Consider the following 19180-nt stretch of genomic DNA (forward strand, 5'->3'; position numbering starts at 1 on the left):
AACAGAGACGATGCGACCGCCGCGCCGGACCTTCAGGTCGGTGGCATCGATCCAGAGGTATGGCCACTCGCCCTCGATGGGACGGTCGAGGAAGGTCTTCACCTTCTCGTCGATCTCTTCGCACAGGCGGCTGACCTGGCTCTTGGAAATGCCCGACATACCCATGGCCTTAACGAGATCGTCAACGGAGCGGGTCGAAACGCCCTGGATGTAAGCCTCCTGAATGACAGCCGTCAGAGCCTTCTCGGCCATTCGGCGCGGCTCCGAAAAACTCGGGAAATAGTTGCCAGTACGAAGCTTGGGAATACGCAGCTCGACGGTGCCCGCCCGTGTCTCCCAATCCCGGTCGCGATAGCCGTTACGCTGAGCCAGTCGGAAGCCATTCTTCTCGCCATAGCCTGCACCGGTCTTCGTGCCAACCTCCAGGGCCATCAGCTTCTCGGCAGCAAAGCCGATCATCTCGCGCAGCAAATCGGCGTCGGAACTCTTCTCAACGCGTGAGCGTAGGTTCATCATGTCGTCGCTCGTCGGTGGTGACAACCCTGTCAGCTACACCACCCAGCGGGACACGATCCTGTCTCCTCTTCTTGCAGTGGTCAAACCTATTCATCACATGGCTGAGCGTTATGATATGACTTTGCCAAAGGCATTCATCAACTCGCATCGAAGAGGTTGATGTGCTTGCGATTCTGAGCTAAACACCCTTCTCGCAGCAATGCTTGTGTCCACGTAGCTCAGTCGGATAGAGCACCTTTCATAGTGTGAAAGTTTACTGGTCGGGAAAAATCGTCGGCAGGGCAGGCCGTTGACGGTCCAGTAAATTTACTGCTGCGCCTGGAGGCTGAAAATTAGTCGCCATTCAAGAGCACGTGTTAGGCAACCCCAGGGGTTGAGCCAATTGAAATGCTTCCCGCGAATCTGATGTTCGGGTCCTTGAACTCACCGTTCAATGCAAATCGCCGTTGTCGCTGGGGTGTTGATCTTCGGCAGAGCATGGGCTACGAACCATCTTGAAGGAAGGTTTGTCCACATAGCTCAGCAGGATAGAGCACAGGATTCCTGGTTGCAAAATTGGGGGCTATACTCCGAAAGGTTGTAGTCGATCTACTCAAATTCGGGGAACGCTTCGCTGGACTATCAGCATGCCAATCCCGAGCCAAGCTTCGGAGAAATCCGTTGAAGGTGTAGAGACTGGATGGGTAGCACCTAAAGGCTCAGGCCCATGGTGAAGGGACAGTCCAGACCACGAACGCTTGCGGGCGGCGGTTAAAACCGAAGTGGTATGAATCCTGGGGTCGGAGGTTCGAATCCTCTTGTGGACACCACTTCCTCACGACGCTTGGAGCGGGGTACATCTATGTTTGGTTTTTGGGACTGATGATCGGCTTCGTCAAGGACGACGTTAAGCTGGACTTCTATCTCGTGCATGAAAGCTTGGGCTTTCTCGTACTCTGGGTCATGCTGCTTAGAGTTGGAGCTCGGCTCTATCGAAAAGCTCCTCCAATAGACGGACCTGCAATCGAGCGCCGAGCAGCACACATGGTTCACGGGCTATTCTACATCTTTTTGATCATCATGCCGGTCTCCGGCTTCTTGGCCACAAATGCCCATGGCTTTCCCCTCAAGTGGTTCGGGATATTGCCAGTCTGGAGTCCGCTCGGCAAATCGCCGGATGTCGCGTCGATCCTCTCCGCGGTTCACGAGTGGAGTGCATGGATCGTTTTAGCGCTTTTCACGTTACACATCTTGGCAGTGATGTTTCACCATCTGATCCGTCGAGACACCACGGTTTACCGAATTCTTTAGACAAGGACGTCGATGAACAACCTCCACATGACCGACAGGCTCTGGACGCGACTTCTTTCGATGCGCAGTGGTGACGACGGACTTCACAGGAATGAGATCGGCCCCGCCTTTTCTCTTTACGGCCCGCTCGCGTCTGCCAAGGATCGTTTCGTTCTGGCGCAGGTTGGTCAGTCTCTTGATGGACGTGTTGCCACCCCGAGCGGGGATGCGCGCGACATCTCCGGACCAGAGGGACTCGCGCATCTCCACCGATGTCGCGCGCTTGTTGATGCAGTTATCGTTGGAATTGGAACCGTGCAGAATGATGATCCTCGTCTTTCCGTGCGAGAGGTGAACGGCCCAAGTCCGACGCGTGTTGTGATCGACTGTCGAGGTGAATTGACTGGAAACGAGCGTCTGTTTCATGAGGGCACAGCGCCGGTTATCGTTATCCAAGGCAATGATGCATCTCGGTCCGCACATGGGTGTGAAGTTGTAAGACTTCAGCGCGGGTCTTCAGGCCTTGACCCCAGTGACATTCTCGAATGCCTGGCGGACCGTGGTTTGAAACGGACCCTGGTGGAAGGGGGCGCAAAAACGATTGCCCGTTTCATTGATGCAGGCCATGTGGATCGTCTCCATGTCACCATATCGCCCTTGATCATCGGTTCTGGACCTTGCGGCATATCCCTTGCTCCCATTACGGAGCTTTGCAATGCTCAACGTCCCTCTGCTGAGGTCTATCTGCTTGGACGCGATGTGTTGTTCGACTGCGACATGAAGCCGGGTTCACATCTCGGTGCGGGGAAGAGCCAGAAGATCCCTGTGTCCAACAATGCAGAGACTGCCATTGAGGTCAATATGTGAGTGACGGAAGTCGAGCCACGTTTTGAATTCAAGCTCATTCACATTGCCGATTTCGTGGATTGGTTCTTGAAGACCCGCCAGAAATTCTTTCTGGAGTTTTGCGGAAGACGGCCCCAGATGCCAAGGACTGTCGGCGGTCTCCACGGAGAAACCTGATGCTTCACACAGATCAGCGAGGTGACCGGCGGCAGTTGGACCGAGGGCTCGTCCAAACCCCTTGTCAAAGCGTTGGTGGAGGTTGAAGTCCGCAGCAATCTGCGCATCCAGCGGGTGCCTGATCGACCACTCCATAACACCATCATAGGTGAGAGCCGCATAGAGTCCAATCCGTCGATCGGCAAGCCGCGCCACGAACCTGTCGCAAAAATCGGCAGAGCACAGATCGAAAAGAGCCGACGCGGTGACAATGCTGACGTCGTTCAGAAGCGTTTCGTCGAGGCTGTTCAGGTCCTGGCAGTGAAACTCGATATTGTCTTGCAGGCCAATCAGGCGCTGGGCCTCTTCCAGCAACACGCTTTCGTAGTCCAGAAGCTTCCAATTGGAGCGTGGCAGCTCCTGAGAGAGCGTGCGGTAGGTCGATCCCGTGCCACAACCCACGTCCAAAATGACATGAGGCTCTCGGAGAGGATCGAGATATTGCCGAAACCTCGCAAGAATCGGCTCCGATCTTGCCTGCCTGTCTGCAGGTTCACGAAGTTTCAGCCATTCCTTGTCAAAACCGCTCATGCCAACTCTTTCAATGTGGTCGAAATGATGTTCGCTGTATCTTCCCATCCTGGAAGCAACGCACCGGCGCGTCCCGCTGCCTCAGCGCGACGGTCGCGTTCCCGACGATCCGTCAGCAAAAGTCTTAAGGCGGATGCGATTGCTTCGACGTCATCCACCGGAACCAGCAAGCCCGCCTCACTCGGGACAACATCCGGCACCGCTCCTGCTTTGCAGGCAACGATCGGAAGCCCGTGCGATAGAGCTTCAGCGAACACCATGCCATAGCCCTCATAACGGCTTGCCAGCGCGAAGATGTCAGCTTTCACGTAAGCTGCGGTCAGATCATCGGATTCACCTGCAAGAACAACGCGGCTTGAAAGGTTGAGCATCCTGATCTGCTCATCCAGGCTGTCTGCCACCTCGGGGTCCAAATGCGGACTGCCGATGATGGTTGTGCACCAATCAAGCTCACGGACTGTTGCGAGCGCAGAAATGAGGATGTCGTGCCCCTTTCGCCTGGTCAGAGAACCCACCGACAAGATTTGAGGGATGTCGTTCTCGACCTTATCTGATGCTGGTGGCTTCACGGTCCCTGGCAAAGCTACGGTGATGTTGAGACCAGATACGCCAAAGTTCTTTTTAAGTTCACCCGCCGTCATGGGTGAGGTCACTAAAATGTGACGCACGGCACTCAGCGCTTTGGTCTCACTTTGCCGAACCTGTGCCTGCCGCTCTGCGCTTATTCCCGTTTCCAGTGCCAGTGGGTGATGAACCAGCGCAATAATCCGCAATCGGTCACCCTCACGGGCTGCCCATTCATCCATAACACCGAAAGCCAGGCCGTCAATCACGACAAGCGTACCGTCCTCCAAGGCGGATATCTGCCTTTCTGCCTCTCCCAGTGTCTCCCGGCTGGGGGACGGAAAACCGTCGCCCAACGGAAGAAGTGTGACGTCCCAGCCGAGATGTCTTAACTCCCTGATAATTTCCCGATCATAGCCGTACCCGCCGGTCCTCAGTTCGAGGTCTCCGGGGTAAGCAAACGTAAGGCTTTGATTCAAAGGTCTGCCTCATACCATCCACGAGCTACGTGAGATTCATGCAAGGTAATTTTGAGACGCGAAATACGGTAGCTACCGGGTCCGAGGCGCTTGGATGCGACGGCTGAGGCAAGCTCATCAAATATATGTTTCGCGATAACTTCTGTCGTTGTGATCTTGCCTTTGAAGATATCGACCTCATCCAGGTTCTGATAGTTCAGCGGCTTGAGGACCTCCGAGAGGACTGTGGTCGCTGCGCCAATATCGACCGCCAGACCATCCTCATCCACATCTCGGGTAAAAAAGGCCGCGTCAACGACGAAAGTCGCGCCATGCATGCCTTGGGCTGGCCCGAAGACCGGGCGCTGTAGACTATGGGCGATCATAACGTGGTCTCTGACTTCAACTGCGAACATGGTCTCTCTTTCATGGGTAGCGTATGCGATGACAAAGCGTATGCTTCGATGACAAAATACGTGGATACTCGTCAGCCAGATCAGTGAACGCCGTCTCCCCCGAAATTAAGTGATCCAGCTGATGGTCGAGCAAAAGATCGAGAGCTTTTGCCATACGGCGCCCAAACGTCCAGCGCGCTTTGCGAAACGCTGGAATGGACCCGACTTGTGAACTTATGAATGAAAGCCGTCTGGAGTGGAACGCGCCGCCGAGCGGGATCGTGACGCTTTTCTCCCCGTACCAGCTTGCTTCTATGATCCGCGCTTCCATGCCTGCGTGCTGAATGGCATCAGAAAGAGCGGCGGCGGATGCAGACGCGTTTATGAGGACATCGAATTCGCCGTCCAGATTGCGGGCCTCGATGAAGCGGATGTCCATCGCTTCCACATGTGCACGGCGATCAGGATCGACTTCAACGAGAACGGTCTCTGTTCCTGCTATTTTGTTGGACAGGCTGGCCACAAGTGTTCCCACAACGCCGCCACCAAAAACTGCAACACGATCACCAGGTTGAATGAGAGCGTCCCACACAATGTTGAGTGCGGTCTCCATATTCGCGGCGAGTACAGCGCGCTCAGGCGAGAGTCGCTCCGGCAACGGAGAAACCATGTCTGGTGTCGTGATGAAGACGTCCTGATGCGGGTGGAGGCAGAATACCGTCTTGCCGAGCAATTCTGGTGGTCCCACTTCCACCAGCCCGACACAGGAGTACCCATATTTTACAGGAAACGGAAAATCGCCCTCCATATGGGGCCCACGCATCCGCTCAAACTCGCTTTGTGGCACACGACCATCGAGCACGAGGGATTCCGTTCCTCGACTGATGCCGCTGTACAGGCTTCGAACAAGGACCTCGTGAGGCGCCGCCGCGCGCAGGATTTCCTCCCTCATGGCACACCGACCTTCGCTCTCGATCCACAGTGCTCGGGATGAATTTCGGTCGGAGATTGTCGTCGTGCCGGAAACAGGTGCCAAAAGAGTGATCCCAATATGTACATGTCAATGGAGCGTATGACCGGGAGCGACGTTTTGTTCCCTGGGCGGCCGTCAATAAATTTACGTCTGCAAGAAATCCAGCCTGCAATTTTGCTCGTAAAAAATGAAAATGTATAGGGAGACTATGTTAGATGTCATATGCCGCCGAGCCATACTTCCAGTTCTCTAAGCCAGAAATCGACGTAGAGCGTGCCGCCTCAGAGCTTCGTCATGGCCGCCCCATTCTGTTTTCCACCGACGACCGAAAGATGGCGGTGCTTGCTCTCGATGCCGCCGCGCCCTCGCTTTACGATCACTTCGCAGCGGCGACAGAGAACCGACACTCGCTTCTGCTGACCGCCCCTCGTGCCAAGCGCCTGGGTATTACAGGCAACAGAGACGTGCTGACACCTCTTGCAGGTGTGAATTTCGAGGCGGCGTCCAGGCTTTCCTATTCTCTTGGCGCAGAGCCACCTTCAAAGTGGATCGCTGCGGATGCTCTTGCGTCCCAATCGGCAGAACTGGCGAGAATTGCTCTTCTGCTGCCAGCGATGGTGATCGCCGATATCTCCGCCACAAGCAAAAACTTTGCGGGATGCTGCGAATTATCTGCAGCGCATCTGAAGGGCGCGGATTCCGCTCGCCAGCGGTTTGAACAGGTTGTTCGCACCCGTGTTCCTCTTAAAGAGCTTGGGGACGCTGAATTTGTCGTTTTCCGAGGCGGGCTCGCGCAGAAGGACCAGGTCGCGATCGTCGTTGGAAAACCGGATGTATCACGGACCGTTCCGATCCGGATCCATTCCTCCTGCATTACAGGGGATCTTTGTGGTTCGCTGAAATGCGATTGCGGCGATCAGCTTCAAAACGGGCTCGCTCTTCTTAAGCAGGCGGGCGGCGGTGTCCTCCTTTATCTTGATCAGGAAGGGAGAGGCACCGGTATTGGCGCAAAAATGCGCGCTTATGGATATCAGCATCTTGGCTTAGACACGATCGATGCTGATGCGGAGCTTGGACTTGCAGAGGATCATCGCCGATATGAAGCGGCAGTTGCGATGCTGCTTCATATGAAGATTTCGAACGTTGCGGTCTATACCAATAATCCAATGAAGATCAGCGCTTTGAGAGCAGCCGGGATCAAGGTCCATGCGCGTGCAGCGGTCAACGGGACAGTGACACCCGAAAACCAAAATTACCTCCGCACCAAGACGCTTCGTGCCGGGCATCTTATGGACATCAAAGCCCTGGTTGCTGCAGAGTGATGTTGGTCAAGGAGGATTGAATGTCACTGACTCCGAGTTACTTCCCTGAGAAAATGAGGGATCGGCGGCCCCTTGTTCATAACACGCTAGCGAACCTCGCCTGTCTTATGCTTGGCACGATCATCCTTGCGATCGTCGTGCGATCGAAAACGGCGTTGGGTTGGGATTTTGTGGCCGCATCAGTTCTGTCCCTTTCCCTGATTTTCGGCTTTGTCATGTATCTTTTGCCAAGTTACCCACACCGCCGGTTCGGTTATGCCAATTTTGTCACGGCGTTTCGAGGATCGCTTGTCAGCCTGACCGGTGCGACGGTGATTTGCTTTGAAAGCCTGCATCAGGCCGATACCGTTTTATGGGTACTGGTAGGGGTCGTCGTTCTTGCGCTGGCTCTAGACGGTATCGATGGCTATCTCGCCCGGAAACACAACCAGGAATCCGAGCTTGGGGCGCGCTTTGATATGGAAGTGGATGCACTTCTCATCCTCATTCTTTCCGTGGCCGCTGCTGTGCTGGCAAAGGCGGGGGCTTGGGTCCTTCTCATTGGTTTGATGCGTTACGGGTTCGTAGCCGCGGGTTGGTTTGTCCCGGCTTTGTCGGCTGATTTGCCTCCGTCTATGAGGCGCAAGTTTGTTTGTGTGGTTCAGGTGTCAGCACTATGCCTGATCCTCGTCCCGTTCGTCGGCGTGCCAGTGTCAAGCTATCTTGCGGCGGTTTCTTTGGCCTTGCTGACGATGTCGTTTGCCATCGACATTGTTTATCTTCTGCGAAGGAGAGGCGGCCTATGACCATCTTTGGCAGACGCCTGTACAGTCCGGTTTTCGTCCCGCCTCTTTCCGTTTATGCCGGTCCATTTGGGCGGTTTTTACGGTCGGGGAGCGAGGGAGTAAGGAGAAAGACGACACCAGGTGCAGCACCGGCAAGAGAGAGCCAGCCATAGGTAATACTCGCGGCAAGACCATCGACAGAGGAAGCGCCGAGCATGGGCCACAGCGCCATCGCTGCCGCTTCACGTGTTCCCCAGCCGCCAAACCCAGTCGGTATCAGCATCGCCACCAGACAGAACGGGATGATTGTAAGCCCCGCGACCCATGGCAGATTGGAGCCCACAGTGTTTGCTGTTATCAGGAACACTGCGATATAGGAGCAGAGAATGGCGGCGCTTGTCGAAGCTTGAAACAGCCATGCATTTCGCCGAACAAAGACGGTCAGCAAGCTCTCGAGAAATTCGCTTTCCACCACCTTCCGCGTCTTGGCCCAAAGGGTGACCAATATGACCGCTGCGAGGACGGCAGTGCCGATAACGATGTAATGCCACGAATATCGGGAGAGATCGGCTTTTGTGACGAAGGGCCAAATAATCAGACCAATGAAAGCCATGACGAAAAGGGCAATCTGGCCGGAAAGCCTTTCGAAAATAACGGCTTTGGCGGATTGTTTCCATCCGCCATGCTCTTCGCTGCGCAGTCTCCACGCTCTCAAAGCGTCGCCGCCCATGCCGCCCGGCAGCGTTTGATTCAAAAGGCTGCCGACGTAATATTCGCGGATTGCTGTAGAAAGTGCGATGTCCTGGCCAAGACGCCGGGACGTGAAGCGCCACCGCAACGCCGAAAGCACAATTTGCACCTGAACGAGCGCAAGGCCACATAGAGCCGCAGTCCACGAAATGCGGGACAGCGACTGTTTAACTGCCGCCAAATCGGCTTGAAGAATGATGGTTACAAAGAACGCCAGAGCAATAAAGGATACCAATATTCGCAGTTTGTTCAAGCGCAGCCGCCTTTGTGTCTTGTCTGTTTTTCCAAGAGAGTTCTACGTGCCATCAATGGGAGCGGATTGAAGTGACTGGAGAAAACCGGGTTGATATCAAACACGTTAACTTGAAAGCTGTTATTGGCGCAGTGCTTTTCTCCGTCACTGCATTTCTTGCTTTCACTCTGCCTGATCACCCTGCATCTCTCGAGTTGAGCGCCTTTTTGCGCCTCCCGCTTGAATGGCCTGTTATCGCCATTCTCGTGTTGATGACACAGGGACTGCTCAGGCGTATCATCATTTATCTTTGCAGTTTGTTGGTTTTTATCGTCCTCTTCCTGAAGATTTCAGATATAGGCGTGCAGACGGCATTCCAGCGGCCGTTCAATCCCTATCTGGATGTGAAGATGTTGACCGATGGCTGGAACCTGATTTCCCGCACGATCGGAACGCCCGCGGCCCTGATAGCTTTGGCTGGCTGCATCGTCCTAATCCTGTTGATCGTCACGGTTTTTCTCAAATCGCTCCGGCAGATGGCCGAGGCCGTTAAAGGGCTTCGAAGGCTGCTCATTTGCGGTTTTTCGGTCGCAATCGCAGTCGCTGGAATTCTTGCTTGGCTCGACAAGACGCGTGTGGAGTTCGCGACACCCACCTATCTGGCCGGAAGGCTCGGCCTCGTTGTCCGCTCCTTCGCAGACATGCAGGTGTTCGAAAAACAACTCGATATTGGTCTTGGTCCGCAGAGTGGAAAGGATCTCTTCCAGGCCGTGAAAGGCAAGGACGTGATCCTCATCTTCGTGGAGTCTTACGGGCGTTCTGCAATTGAGGATCCGAGATATTCAAGCGTGACCGCACCCCGGCTGTCGGCGATGCAGAAGCAGCTCGAGGCGGCGAACCTGAATGTTGCAAGCGGCTGGGTCACATCGCCCACTGTTGGCGGATTGAGCTGGCTGGCTCATGGCACGTTGCTTTCCGGCTTATGGGTAGATAGTCAGGCCCGTTACGACCGTCTGATGATAAGCCGCCAACCGAGCTTGAACCGGCTGTTTTTGCAAGCGGGCTGGCATACCGTCGCGGTTATGCCGGCCATCACCATGGCGTGGCCGGAGGCGGACTATTTCGGTTACGATCAGATCCTTTCGGCGTCCAACCTGGAATACCGCGGAAAGCCCTTTAACTGGGTCACGATGCCGGACCAGTACACCCTGTCTGCGTTTGATCGCCTCGCGTTGAAGCCCGCTCATGGACGCGGACAAAACGTAATGGCAGAAATTGCCCTTATCTCCAGCCATGCGCCTTGGACGCCCGTGCCTAAACTGGTTGACTGGGACGACATCGGTGATGGCGTCATTTTCAACAATCAGGCTACCAGCGGCGATTCCCCTTCTGTGGTCTGGGCCAATCCCGAACGCGTCCGCGATCAGTACATCCAGACAATCGATTATTCGTTGGAAACGCTCGGAGACTTCATGGCCCGACAGGGGAAAGGCGCGGTGTACATCATCCTGGGTGATCACCAGCCCGCGTCCGTCATAACTAGGTCGGATGCCTCAAGGGCGGTGCCGGTGCATATCGTCACAGATGATGCAAAACTGCTTGAGCGCTTACAGAAGAGCGGTTTTTCTTGGGGAATGACGCCCACCTCAACGCAAGAGAGGCCGATGAACGAAATGCGTCAAGTGTTGATCGATGCGTTTAGTAGCAAGGCAAATAGCCCCTGACCGGTGTTCCATAGAAATCCAGTGCCCAGGCTTCCGAAAAAAGCCTGATAATAATTCTGGATTGATCCTGGCCTATCTGGAACCCGAAAGGAGCGCTTTTGAGAAAAGACGTCAGGCGTCGCGGCGCCAACTTCCGGGAGACGTTCCAACAACACTGGAAAACACACGCGTGAAGTGGCGCTGGTCTGCGAAACCACAGGGATGGAATATCCCCGGCACAGATTGGAGGCTTCTGCTACGTCTGCAATCGATACGTTTCCCTCCAAATGACGCCAAAGGATCGCTTTGGCATGGTCACATCCTTGGCTTTTTTCCCGCTCGTGTGCTTCATGTTCTGAAAGCGCGCTGGTCTTCCACCTTCCTCTGGCAACACTCTCTCCGCATGACCGATGAGACAAATGGTGACGACAAGGCAGAGGATCTTGTTGCTGATCGTAGGTTTCGGATCGTAGGACATGAGAGTGTTTTGTGACGAGACGAGAGACGCCGGAAGAGGAAGTGAACATCAGCCTCCGCCGTTCTGGACCGAAATCTGTTAATCTTGCCTCTACGGATGTCCCGTGGGCTTTACCTTGTCAGCCGCTCCGCGGTAAACTTGTCCGTCACCAGCATGTCGATCACGCCGGTGCGGAGTGCGCCGGCGATAGCGGCGGTTTTTTCCTGTCCGCCTGCCAAAGCAATCACCCGTTCGACTTTTGAGAGGTCTTCCAGTGAAATGCCGATGACGCGTTCATCAAGCGGTGTTTTGACGAGGTTTCCATCCTTATCGAAAAAGCGAAGGGATACGTCGCCCACCGCACCGGCCTCGGCCAGATCTGCGAGTTCTCTCGCAGAGAAAATATTTCCCGAGCGAGCCAGAAGCTCTGAGGGTTCGACGGCCCCGATGCCGACGATGGCCAGGGAAATGCTGCCGAAAAGATCAAGTGTATCGCGTACGTATGGGTCGCCCATCATCAGCAACTTGGCTTCACGGGACGTCGTGACACCCTGGACCGAAAGAAGTTTTGGCTCCGCCCCGGTCAGTTTTGCCAGTCGCGTCGTCAACTGGGTGGCATGAGTTTGCACCGAGGGGTCGCCCATCCCGCCAAGCGTCTGCACGACATATTTTGCCTGTGCGCTTTTCTGGGGATGGATGTTTTCGACCATCTTAAAGATCGTCTGGCTCCAGCTCGAAACGCCAATTATCTCGCCCGGTGTGAGGGTAATTTCGAGAAGATGCGCGGCGGCCTCGCCAATCCGCGCCATGATCGCGCCGTCACGGTCTTCGGAACAGTCAACGACAACAGCCTCTGGAAGATTGTAGCGCTCGCGCAGAGCCTGCTCCAGATCCGCGTAGGTTCCTGCTGGCGGAATGACGGACGTGCGTACGATATCTTCCGCCTCGGCCCGTTTCAGCATTCGTGACACCGTTGCCTGTGACAGGCGCAGATGTTGCGCAATTTCAGCCTGCCGCTTGTGCTCGATGTGATACATCTGTGCCACCCGCGAAATCAGACGGAGTTCATTGAGGCGTCCCATCATCACTCCATGGTGAATTTTTATTCACCTTTACCGAGTGCCGGTCGAAACGTCGAGCGAGCAATTGCATCTTTCCAAGTCTGAATATCGTCACCCCCGCTGTTGGCAGTGGGTTCGATGCGAGATGTGGTGCGGGCAAGGGCCGAGATGGCTTCCAGATCTGGCCACAGGCCGATCGACAAACCGGCGAGATGGGCCGCACCCAGTGCCGACACTTCGGGTGCTTCACATTGAATGACAGGATGCGCCAGCGCATCGGCCACCGTCTGCATCAAAAACCGGTTCTGACTTGGACCACCATCCACATAGAGTGCGCCAAAGTTGGTCCGGGCCAGGCTTTGCATCGCTGCGAAAACATCGCGAACCTGAAAGCCGATGGAATCCGTCACTGCCCGTGCCATCTGCGCCCGCGTGGTGCTGAAATTGATCTGGGAGAACAGAGCACGTGCATCCGAGTCCCAGTGCGGCGCGCCGAGGCCAACAAAGGCGGGAACAAATCCCGGTCCGCCAGGCTCGGCAGTGGCGGCGAGATCAACGAGAGTCGCGACATCGGACAGACCAAGAATGTCGGCCATCCAAGGGAGGCTCGCAGCCGAAACGAGAATATTGCCTTCGAAGGCGAATGTTGGCACGCCGCCTATGCGCCAGGCAACGGTGGTGGTGATGCCATGATCGGGTGCAAGAAATTCCGGCAGGGTTGTCATAACCGATGAGCCCGTGCCGAATGTGACCTTGCCATCACCGGGATGGAATGCGCCGTGTCCAAACAATGCGCCATGGCTGTCACCGATTGCTGCGCGGATGGGTGTTCCGTCTGCCACACCGGGAAAGCCATGTGTAACACCGAAGTCGCCTGAACTGTCGCGCACGTCGGGCAGGGCGTCTTTCGTTACGCCAAACAAAGCACAGAGTTCGTCGCTCCAGACCTGGCGTTTGAGATCGAATAACTGGCTGCGCGCGGCATTCGAGGCATCGCAGGCATGCAATTTTCCGCTGGTCAGACGATGAATAAGCCAACTGTCGATTGTGCCAAGACGGACCGCCCGCCCAGCCGGTGCCCGGTCCAGCAGCCATCGCATTTTCGGGCCTGGAAACATAGGGTCCAGTGGTAGGCCTGTGATCGACTGGACGTGATCAAGATGCCCTGCTTCGATCAATCGGGCGCAGTCAGTGGCCGTGCGGCGGCATTGCCAACTGATGACAGGCCCGAGCGCCTCACCCGTTTTCGCATCCCACATGGTGACGGATTCACGCTGATTGGAGATCGCTAGAGCCTCAATCTTAACGTCTGCTGCGCCTTTCAAACAAGCGTCGACCGCTTCGCAAACAGAGTTCCATATACGCTCAGCGCTCTGCTCGACCCAGCCGGGCTGTGGATAGGAAATTCCAACGGGAGATGCACCACGCGAGAGCACGGCACCGGATTCCGAAACGAGCAGTGCCTTGGAATTTGTGGTGCCCTGATCAATGGCAAGAATTGCCCGCATGATAATCTCTCTCCCCGTCCTTTTCAAAAAGCCGGGTAGCCTTTCGACGGCCCGGCCAGTCGTCTGATTGACTTATTTCCGCTTGAGAAGCGTTTCAGTCGCATCGGCGATCGCTGCCGGTGCCATGCCGAATTCGTCCAGCAGAAATTCTGCCGAACCTGTGGGGGCAAAAATGCCTGGAACGCCGAGCCGCTTCATCGGAACCGGAGCATGATCGACAACGACTTCAGCAATCGCCGAACCGAGGCCACCATAGATCGAATGCTCCTCGGCCGTTACGATCGCACCTGTTTCTTTTGCCGCCGCGATGATGGCGTCTTCATCGATCGGGCGGACGGTTGCCATGTTGAGAACGCGCGCCTCGATGCCGCGCATCGCCAGAATGTCTGCGGCTTTCATCATTCGGTGGGTCAAGGTGCCGTTCGCGATCAGCGTTACATCGGAGCCGTCTCTCAGTAGGTTGGCACGGCCGAGTTCGAAGACGTGACCTTCCGGCAGAAGGTCCGGCACGCCAACGCGCGACAGGCGCAGAAAGCAGGGACCGGCATAGCTGGCGGCCCATTCGATGGCTGCTGCCGTCTCGATCCTGTCGCAAGGCGCAATGACTGGCAGGTTCGGCAGCACGCGGGTCCAGGCAAAGTCTTCGATGGAATGGTGTGTCGGCCCCAGATCGCCATAAGCCATGCCTGAGGATATGCCGACCAGCTTCACATTGGCGTTTGAATAGGCGATGTCGGCCTTGATCTGTTCCAGTGCTCGACCCGTCAAAAAACAGGATGCGGCGCAGACGAAGGGCAGGCGGCCGCCATTGGCAAGGCCAGCACCGACGCCGATCATATTCTGTTCGGCAATGCCGACATTGATCAGGCGCTCAGGGAACTTGGATTTGAAACCGCCGAGCTTGGAGGAGCCGACAGAGTCGTTGCACACAGCGACGACCGTATCGTCTTTGGCGGCCAGTCTTTCCAGAGTTTCTGCGAAGGCATCGCGGCAGTCATAAAGTTTCGTGCTTGATACAGGTGCGTTCATCATGATGCCTCCGACAATTCGCGCATGGCGATGTCATATTGTTCCTTGCTCGGCACCTTGTGATGCCAGTCGACACGGTCCTGCATGAAGGAAATACCGTGGCCCTTGTTGGTATGGGCAACGATGCAATGTGGACGAGAGCCACGATGTTCGAATGCAGGCACGATTTGCGACATGTCGTTGCCGTTGATCTCCGTGACGTCCCAACCGAACGCTTCCAGCTTGGGGCGTAGGGGGGCAATATCGTTGGTGTCGGACAGGGCCGCGCCCTGTTGGAAACGGTTGTGATCGATTGCCAGCGTCAGATTGTCGAGACCAAATTGCGCGGCGGCCATAATCGCTTCCCAGTTGGAGCCTTCCTGCATCTCGCCGTCGCCGGTGATAACATAGGTATGGTAATCAGCACCGGACAGTTTCGCCGCTTTCGCCATTCCGACGGCAACAGGAAGACCGTGACCCAGCGGCCCAGTGTTCGTCTCAACGCCTGGCACCTTGTTGCGGTTTGGGTGGCCGTTCAGACGGGAATAAGGCTTGAGGAACGTCGAAATTTCGTCCTCCGGAAGGAAACCGCGTTTAGCGAGCGTTATATAGAGCGCGCAAGCGGTGTGTCCTTTGGATAGAACGAAACGATCACGATTGGGGTCATGCGGTGCATCCGGGGACACACGCAGGACATGGAAATACAGAGCTGTCAGCATATCGATCACCGACATCTCGCCGCCAATGTGTCCCGCACCAGCTTCAAATACGGCCTGTAAATCGCGCCGGCGAATCTGGCGAGCAATTAGCTCAAGCTCCGTAAGCTGCATGGCATATTTCTCCTGAATAAATATTCATATTGAGATATATTTGCACATCAGTAAAATTAGTCAAGAGGTGAGGTGCGGTTTGTTCAAACGTCAAACCTCAAGCTAAAAGCTCAGGACAGACATCTGCTCTTGACAGCAGGAAAAGCCATTGCTAATGAATTTTCCAGCAAAGGTGAATATTTATTCTACTTTACCGGCATTTGTGCCGATCATTGGGAGGAACGATGGCTGCGATTGATCTCAAGGAGCAAAGCCGCTCGTCCAGAAATCCATTTGCCAAACTCAAGGGAGCCACTGGCCCGCTGATGGGCCTGTTGGCGCTATGCATCTTCCTTAGTTTTGGCACGGATACATTTCTGTCAGTCCGCAATGGGTTGAACATACTCGACCAGATCACGGTCATCGGCATCATGGCGGTCGGCATGACCTTCGTCATTTTGATCGGTGGTATCGATCTTTCGGTCGGCTCGGTTCTTGCATTGTCAATGATGATCATGGGGTGGACGGCCAACGTTGCCGGCCTGCCAATGGGTTTTGCGATTATCCTGGCGCTTATTGCCTCTGGTATCAGCGGTTTGATCGTAGGAATCCTGATAACGGCCTTCAGGGTTCCTGCCTTCATCGCGACGCTTGCCATGATGTCCGCCGCGCGTGGTGTCGCCAACATGATCACCGACGGCCAGCAGATCGTTGGTTTTCCGGACTGGTTCATGATGCTGGCCATCGATCGCCACTTCGGGGTGCTGACCGCAACGGTTTTCGTCATGATTGCGGTGCTGATCGCGGCCTGGATTTTCCTGCAGTTTCGTGCCGAAGGTCGGATGGTCTATGCGGTGGGTGGCAATCCTGAGGTCGCGCGTCTTGCCGGCATCAAGGTTCATATCGTCACCATCAGTGTCTATGTCCTGTGCGCCATGCTGGCAGGGCTTGCGGGCATCGTGCTGGCTGCGCGCCTGGACTCTGTCCAGCCGTCGAGCGGCTTTGGTTACGAACTCGACACCATTGCAGCGGTGGTCATTGGCGGTACGTCTCTGACGGGCGGTTCGGGTGGCATTGGCGGAACGCTGATCGGTGTGCTGATCATCGGCGTGCTTCGAAACGGCCTCAACCTGCTCAACGTGTCGCCGTTCCTGCAGCAGGTCATCATCGGTGTGGTCATCATTCTTGCCGTTGGCGCGGAAACGCTACGCCGCCGCAGGAGCTGATACCTCCGGGCCTCACCGCCCGACAGAAGAATTCCCCTTCGAGACATTGAAGAGGAGCAAAGACCTGAGGGCGGAGGACGTACCAAAAGGTCAGGTTTAACCCAGGAGGAAATAATGAAACTAGCTCGCATTCTGATGACGTCCGCTGCCCTTCTTTCGCTTTCGTTCGGTGCCGTGCAGGCCAAGGACGTGAAAAAGATCGGCCTCGCGGTCGCCAATCTTCAGGCAAACTTCTTCAACCAGATCAAGCAAGCTGTCGAAGCCGAAGCCAAAACACGCGGGATCACGGTCGTTACCGTCGATGCAAAGGGTGATGGACCGACGCAGGTCAACCAAATCCAGGATCTTCTCACGCAGAATATCGACGCGCTCATTTACATCCCGGCGGGTGCCGCTGCCGCGACGGTTCCTGTCAAGCTGGCCAAGGCAGCAGGCGTACCGGTCATCAACATTGACCGCAACGCTAACGGCGCCCCGGGTGATACGTTTCTCGCCACGGATTCCGTGGCTTCTGCCAATGCCGTTTGCAAGCACATCCTCGAAAAGGCTGGCGGTAAGGGAAAGATGGTCATGATCCACGGCCAGAAGGGTACCACGCCTGAGGTCGACCGCACCAAAGGTTGCATGGAAGCTGTGAAGGCCTATCCGGACGTCAAGATCGTTGCGGAGCAGTGGTCGAACCTCTGGAGCCAGGATGAAGGCTTCCAGATCATGCAGAACATGCTTCAAGCCAATCCCGATATTTCGATCGTCTTTGCCCAGGCCGATGGTCTGGCGCTTGGCGCGGCTCAGGCCATCAAGGTTGCCAAGCCGACACAGACGATCACGCTGGGTGGATTTGACGGTGACACCGCCGCTCTCGAAGCCCTCAAGAATGGCGTCTTTGACGTGACCGCGACACAACAGACGCAAAAGATGGGCCGCGAAGCCGTGGATTCTGCGGTGAAAATCGTTGCCGGCGAAAAGGTGCCAGCGGTCCAGTTGCTGGATGCCACATTGACCACGAAGGACAATGTTGACGGCTTCATCGCCAACCACCCGTAATCTGTTCTTTCACAGGCAATCAGCGGAGGGTGCGACATGACTGAACCGGTACTGTCACTAAAGGGCATATCGAAGCGATATGGTCCTCTGGAAGTCGTCAGGAATGTAAGCCTTGACGTCTATGCCGGCGAAGTCGTGGCACTTCTCGGCGAGAACGGTGCGGGCAAATCTACATTGTCCGGCATCATCGCCGGATCTCGCAGTCCCTCCGAAGGTTCCATGACATGGCTGGGGCAACCGTATGCCCCGGCCTCTCCACGGGAGGCAATCGACAAGGGCGTGGTGCTGATCCATCAGGAACTGCAACTGCTGCCGGAATTGACAATAGCCGAAAATGTCTTTCTGGGCCGATGGCCGACACGCAACGGTGTCGTTGACCGGGCGCAGATGGTCAGCCGTGCGCAAGAACAGATGTCGCGCCTCAACCTCCACATCCCGGCGACCCGCAAGGTCGCAGGCCTGTCGACAGCCAATCAGCAACTCATCGAGATTGCAAAGGCATTGGCGCTCGATGCCAAACTGCTTATTCTGGATGAACCGACGGCTGCCCTTGGTGGGGCTGAGACCGAGGCTCTTTTTGAGCAGGTTCGCAAGCTGCGGGCTGAAGGCGTGGGCATCATTTACATTTCCCATCGCATGGAAGAAATCCGCAAGATCACCGACCGTATCATCGTTTTGCGCGATGGTGAGCGCGTCAATGAATTTGCCGACAGCGCAACACCCGTCAGAACGATTGTCGAAAGCATGGTCGGCCGCTCTCTTGAAAGACTGTTTCCGCAATTGCCTGAGCCGACCGACAAGGTCGTCATGAAAGTCGAGGGCCTGACGTCGGCGGAAAACTCGTTCCGCGACGTGACGTTCGATCTGCATGCTGGTGAAATTCTTGGCATTGCCGGACTGGTCGGAGCGGGTCGCACGGAGCTTGTCCGCGCGATTGCGGGTGCAGATCCCATCCGTTCCGGCACGATCCGGCTGGATGGCAAGGTGCTGTCGCTTCGCAGCCCGTCCGACGCCATAGATACCGGCATCGTCATGGTGCCGGAAGATCGCAAAGACCAGGGTTTAGTCGTAGAACACCGCATCGGCGAAAATCTCGTCTATGCAAATCTCGATCAGCTAGGCGGCCGCTGGCTGACCGGGGGCATGAAGCGCAACTTCGCGAATGCGGCCATTGCCAAATTCGGTGTGAAGGGGCGCAGCGACCAATATGCCTCCGACCTCTCCGGCGGTAATCAACAGAAAGTTGTCATCGCCAAATGGCTTGCCCGAAACCCGAGGGTGGTGGTGCTCGATGAGCCAACCCGCGGCATTGATGTGGGAGCCCGCGCTGGCATCTACGATATTATCGCCAATCTTGCCAAACAGGGTGTCGCGGTCATCGTCGTCAGCTCGGATCTGGAGGAGGTGCTCGGTGTCTCGAACCGCATCCTCGTCCTTGCACAGGGCAATCAGGCCGGAATTCTCAACCGTGACGAAGCCAATGACGTCTCCGTCATGGAACTCGCAACAACTTGAATATATGAATGAA

General features: G+C 55.8%; 19 protein-coding genes. 8 read left to right on the top strand and 11 right to left on the bottom strand.

Annotation, left to right across the window (positions count from 1 at the left end; all coding sequences use genetic code 11):
- Positions 1 to 516: transposase (locus GGQ73_RS22260; protein ID WP_183897909.1), on the bottom strand; the 516-nt coding region annotated here is incomplete at its 3' end.
- 837 nt (positions 517 to 1353) lie between these two features.
- Here GGQ73_RS22260 and GGQ73_RS22265 point away from each other — a divergent pair.
- On the top strand, positions 1354 to 1806 hold the full coding sequence (locus GGQ73_RS22265) for a cytochrome b (protein WP_327786376.1): 453 nt from the start codon (positions 1354 to 1356) through the stop codon (positions 1804 to 1806).
- Between the two features lie 27 nt (positions 1807 to 1833).
- Positions 1834 to 2652 carry a RibD family protein gene (locus GGQ73_RS22270; protein WP_234911067.1) on the top strand — a complete coding sequence of 273 codons (819 nt, stop codon included), beginning with the start codon at positions 1834 to 1836 and terminating at the stop codon, positions 2650 to 2652.
- On the opposite strand, the gene GGQ73_RS22275 is transcribed toward GGQ73_RS22270, so the two are convergent.
- Genes GGQ73_RS22275 through GGQ73_RS22290 form a run of 4 tightly spaced genes read right to left on the bottom strand, consistent with a single transcriptional unit; the run spans position 2575 to position 5747 of the window.
- Entirely contained in the window at positions 2575 to 3378 is an 804-nt protein-coding gene (locus GGQ73_RS22275) for a class I SAM-dependent methyltransferase (RefSeq protein WP_183897912.1), read from the bottom strand. The two genes, GGQ73_RS22270 and GGQ73_RS22275, sit on opposite strands and share 78 nt — an antisense overlap.
- Entirely contained in the window at positions 3375 to 4421 is a 1047-nt protein-coding gene (locus GGQ73_RS22280; protein WP_183897913.1) for a glycosyltransferase family 4 protein, read from the bottom strand. Before GGQ73_RS22280 ends, GGQ73_RS22275 begins: the two co-directional genes overlap by 4 nt.
- Positions 4418 to 4816: a 6-pyruvoyl trahydropterin synthase family protein gene (locus tag GGQ73_RS22285; RefSeq protein WP_183897914.1), complete on the bottom strand. Its 399-nt coding sequence runs from the start codon at positions 4814 to 4816 to the stop codon at positions 4418 to 4420. Before GGQ73_RS22285 ends, GGQ73_RS22280 begins: the two co-directional genes overlap by 4 nt.
- A 10-nt stretch (positions 4817 to 4826) precedes the next feature.
- On the bottom strand, positions 4827 to 5747 hold the full coding sequence (locus tag GGQ73_RS22290) for a zinc-dependent alcohol dehydrogenase (protein WP_234911068.1): 921 nt from the start codon (positions 5745 to 5747) through the stop codon (positions 4827 to 4829).
- A gap of 236 nt (positions 5748 to 5983) precedes the next feature.
- Between GGQ73_RS22290 and ribA the strand changes: the two genes are divergently transcribed.
- Positions 5984 to 7090, top strand: coding sequence for a GTP cyclohydrolase II RibA (gene ribA, locus GGQ73_RS22295; RefSeq protein ID WP_183897916.1), 1107 nt, complete (start codon positions 5984 to 5986; stop codon positions 7088 to 7090).
- A 20-nt stretch (positions 7091 to 7110) separates the two neighbouring features.
- Positions 7111 to 7875, top strand: coding sequence for a CDP-alcohol phosphatidyltransferase family protein (locus GGQ73_RS22300; protein WP_202049546.1), 765 nt, complete (start codon positions 7111 to 7113; stop codon positions 7873 to 7875).
- Between the two features lie 52 nt (positions 7876 to 7927).
- On the opposite strand, the gene GGQ73_RS22305 is transcribed toward GGQ73_RS22300, so the two are convergent.
- The gene (locus GGQ73_RS22305; protein ID WP_234911069.1) at positions 7928 to 8857 is read right to left on the bottom strand and encodes a lysylphosphatidylglycerol synthase transmembrane domain-containing protein; all 930 of its coding nucleotides are present in this window, start codon (positions 8855 to 8857) and stop codon (positions 7928 to 7930) included.
- A gap of 14 nt (positions 8858 to 8871) precedes the next feature.
- On the opposite strand from GGQ73_RS22305, the gene GGQ73_RS22310 reads away from it, so the two are divergent.
- Complete coding sequence (locus GGQ73_RS22310; protein ID WP_252094064.1) at positions 8872 to 10560, top strand: LTA synthase family protein; 1689 nt, start codon at positions 8872 to 8874, stop codon at positions 10558 to 10560.
- Between the two features lie 111 nt (positions 10561 to 10671).
- Here GGQ73_RS22310 and GGQ73_RS23290 read toward each other — a convergent pair whose 3' ends face one another.
- The 5 genes from GGQ73_RS23290 to GGQ73_RS22335 all read right to left on the bottom strand — a co-directional run bounded on the left by GGQ73_RS23290 (position 10672) and on the right by GGQ73_RS22335 (position 15403).
- Positions 10672 to 10779, bottom strand: a complete 108-nt coding sequence (locus GGQ73_RS23290) for an AraC family transcriptional regulator (RefSeq protein ID WP_327786375.1) — start codon at positions 10777 to 10779, stop codon at positions 10672 to 10674.
- A gap of 348 nt (positions 10780 to 11127) precedes the next feature.
- A complete protein-coding gene (locus tag GGQ73_RS22320; RefSeq protein ID WP_174155855.1) occupies positions 11128 to 12078 on the bottom strand; it encodes a sugar-binding transcriptional regulator in 951 nt (316 codons plus the stop codon).
- 20 nt (positions 12079 to 12098) lie between these two features.
- A complete protein-coding gene (locus GGQ73_RS22325) occupies positions 12099 to 13565 on the bottom strand; it encodes an FGGY family carbohydrate kinase (RefSeq protein WP_183897917.1) in 1467 nt (488 codons plus the stop codon).
- Positions 13566 to 13637: 72 nt separating this feature from the next.
- Positions 13638 to 14594 (bottom strand): transketolase family protein, encoded by a 957-nt coding sequence (locus GGQ73_RS22330; RefSeq protein ID WP_183897935.1) that lies wholly within the window; start codon positions 14592 to 14594, stop codon positions 13638 to 13640.
- Entirely contained in the window at positions 14594 to 15403 is an 810-nt protein-coding gene (locus GGQ73_RS22335) for a transketolase (protein ID WP_183897918.1), read from the bottom strand. The genes GGQ73_RS22330 and GGQ73_RS22335 overlap by 1 nt, the downstream gene beginning before the upstream one ends.
- 224 nt (positions 15404 to 15627) lie before the next feature.
- On the opposite strand from GGQ73_RS22335, the gene GGQ73_RS22340 reads away from it, so the two are divergent.
- The 3 genes from GGQ73_RS22340 to GGQ73_RS22350 all read left to right on the top strand — a co-directional run bounded on the left by GGQ73_RS22340 (position 15628) and on the right by GGQ73_RS22350 (position 19167).
- Entirely contained in the window at positions 15628 to 16608 is a 981-nt protein-coding gene (locus GGQ73_RS22340) for an ABC transporter permease (protein WP_183897919.1), read from the top strand.
- Positions 16609 to 16722: 114 nt separating this feature from the next.
- A complete protein-coding gene (locus GGQ73_RS22345) occupies positions 16723 to 17652 on the top strand; it encodes a sugar ABC transporter substrate-binding protein (RefSeq protein ID WP_183897920.1) in 930 nt (309 codons plus the stop codon).
- Positions 17653 to 17688: 36 nt separating this feature from the next.
- Positions 17689 to 19167, top strand: coding sequence for a sugar ABC transporter ATP-binding protein (locus GGQ73_RS22350; protein ID WP_183897921.1), 1479 nt, complete (start codon positions 17689 to 17691; stop codon positions 19165 to 19167).
- Positions 19168 to 19180: the final 13 nt, after the last annotated feature.

The organism is Rhizobium skierniewicense (assembly GCF_014196515.1).
In the GTDB taxonomy this organism is placed as follows: Bacteria; Pseudomonadota; Alphaproteobacteria; order Rhizobiales; family Rhizobiaceae; genus Agrobacterium; species Agrobacterium skierniewicense.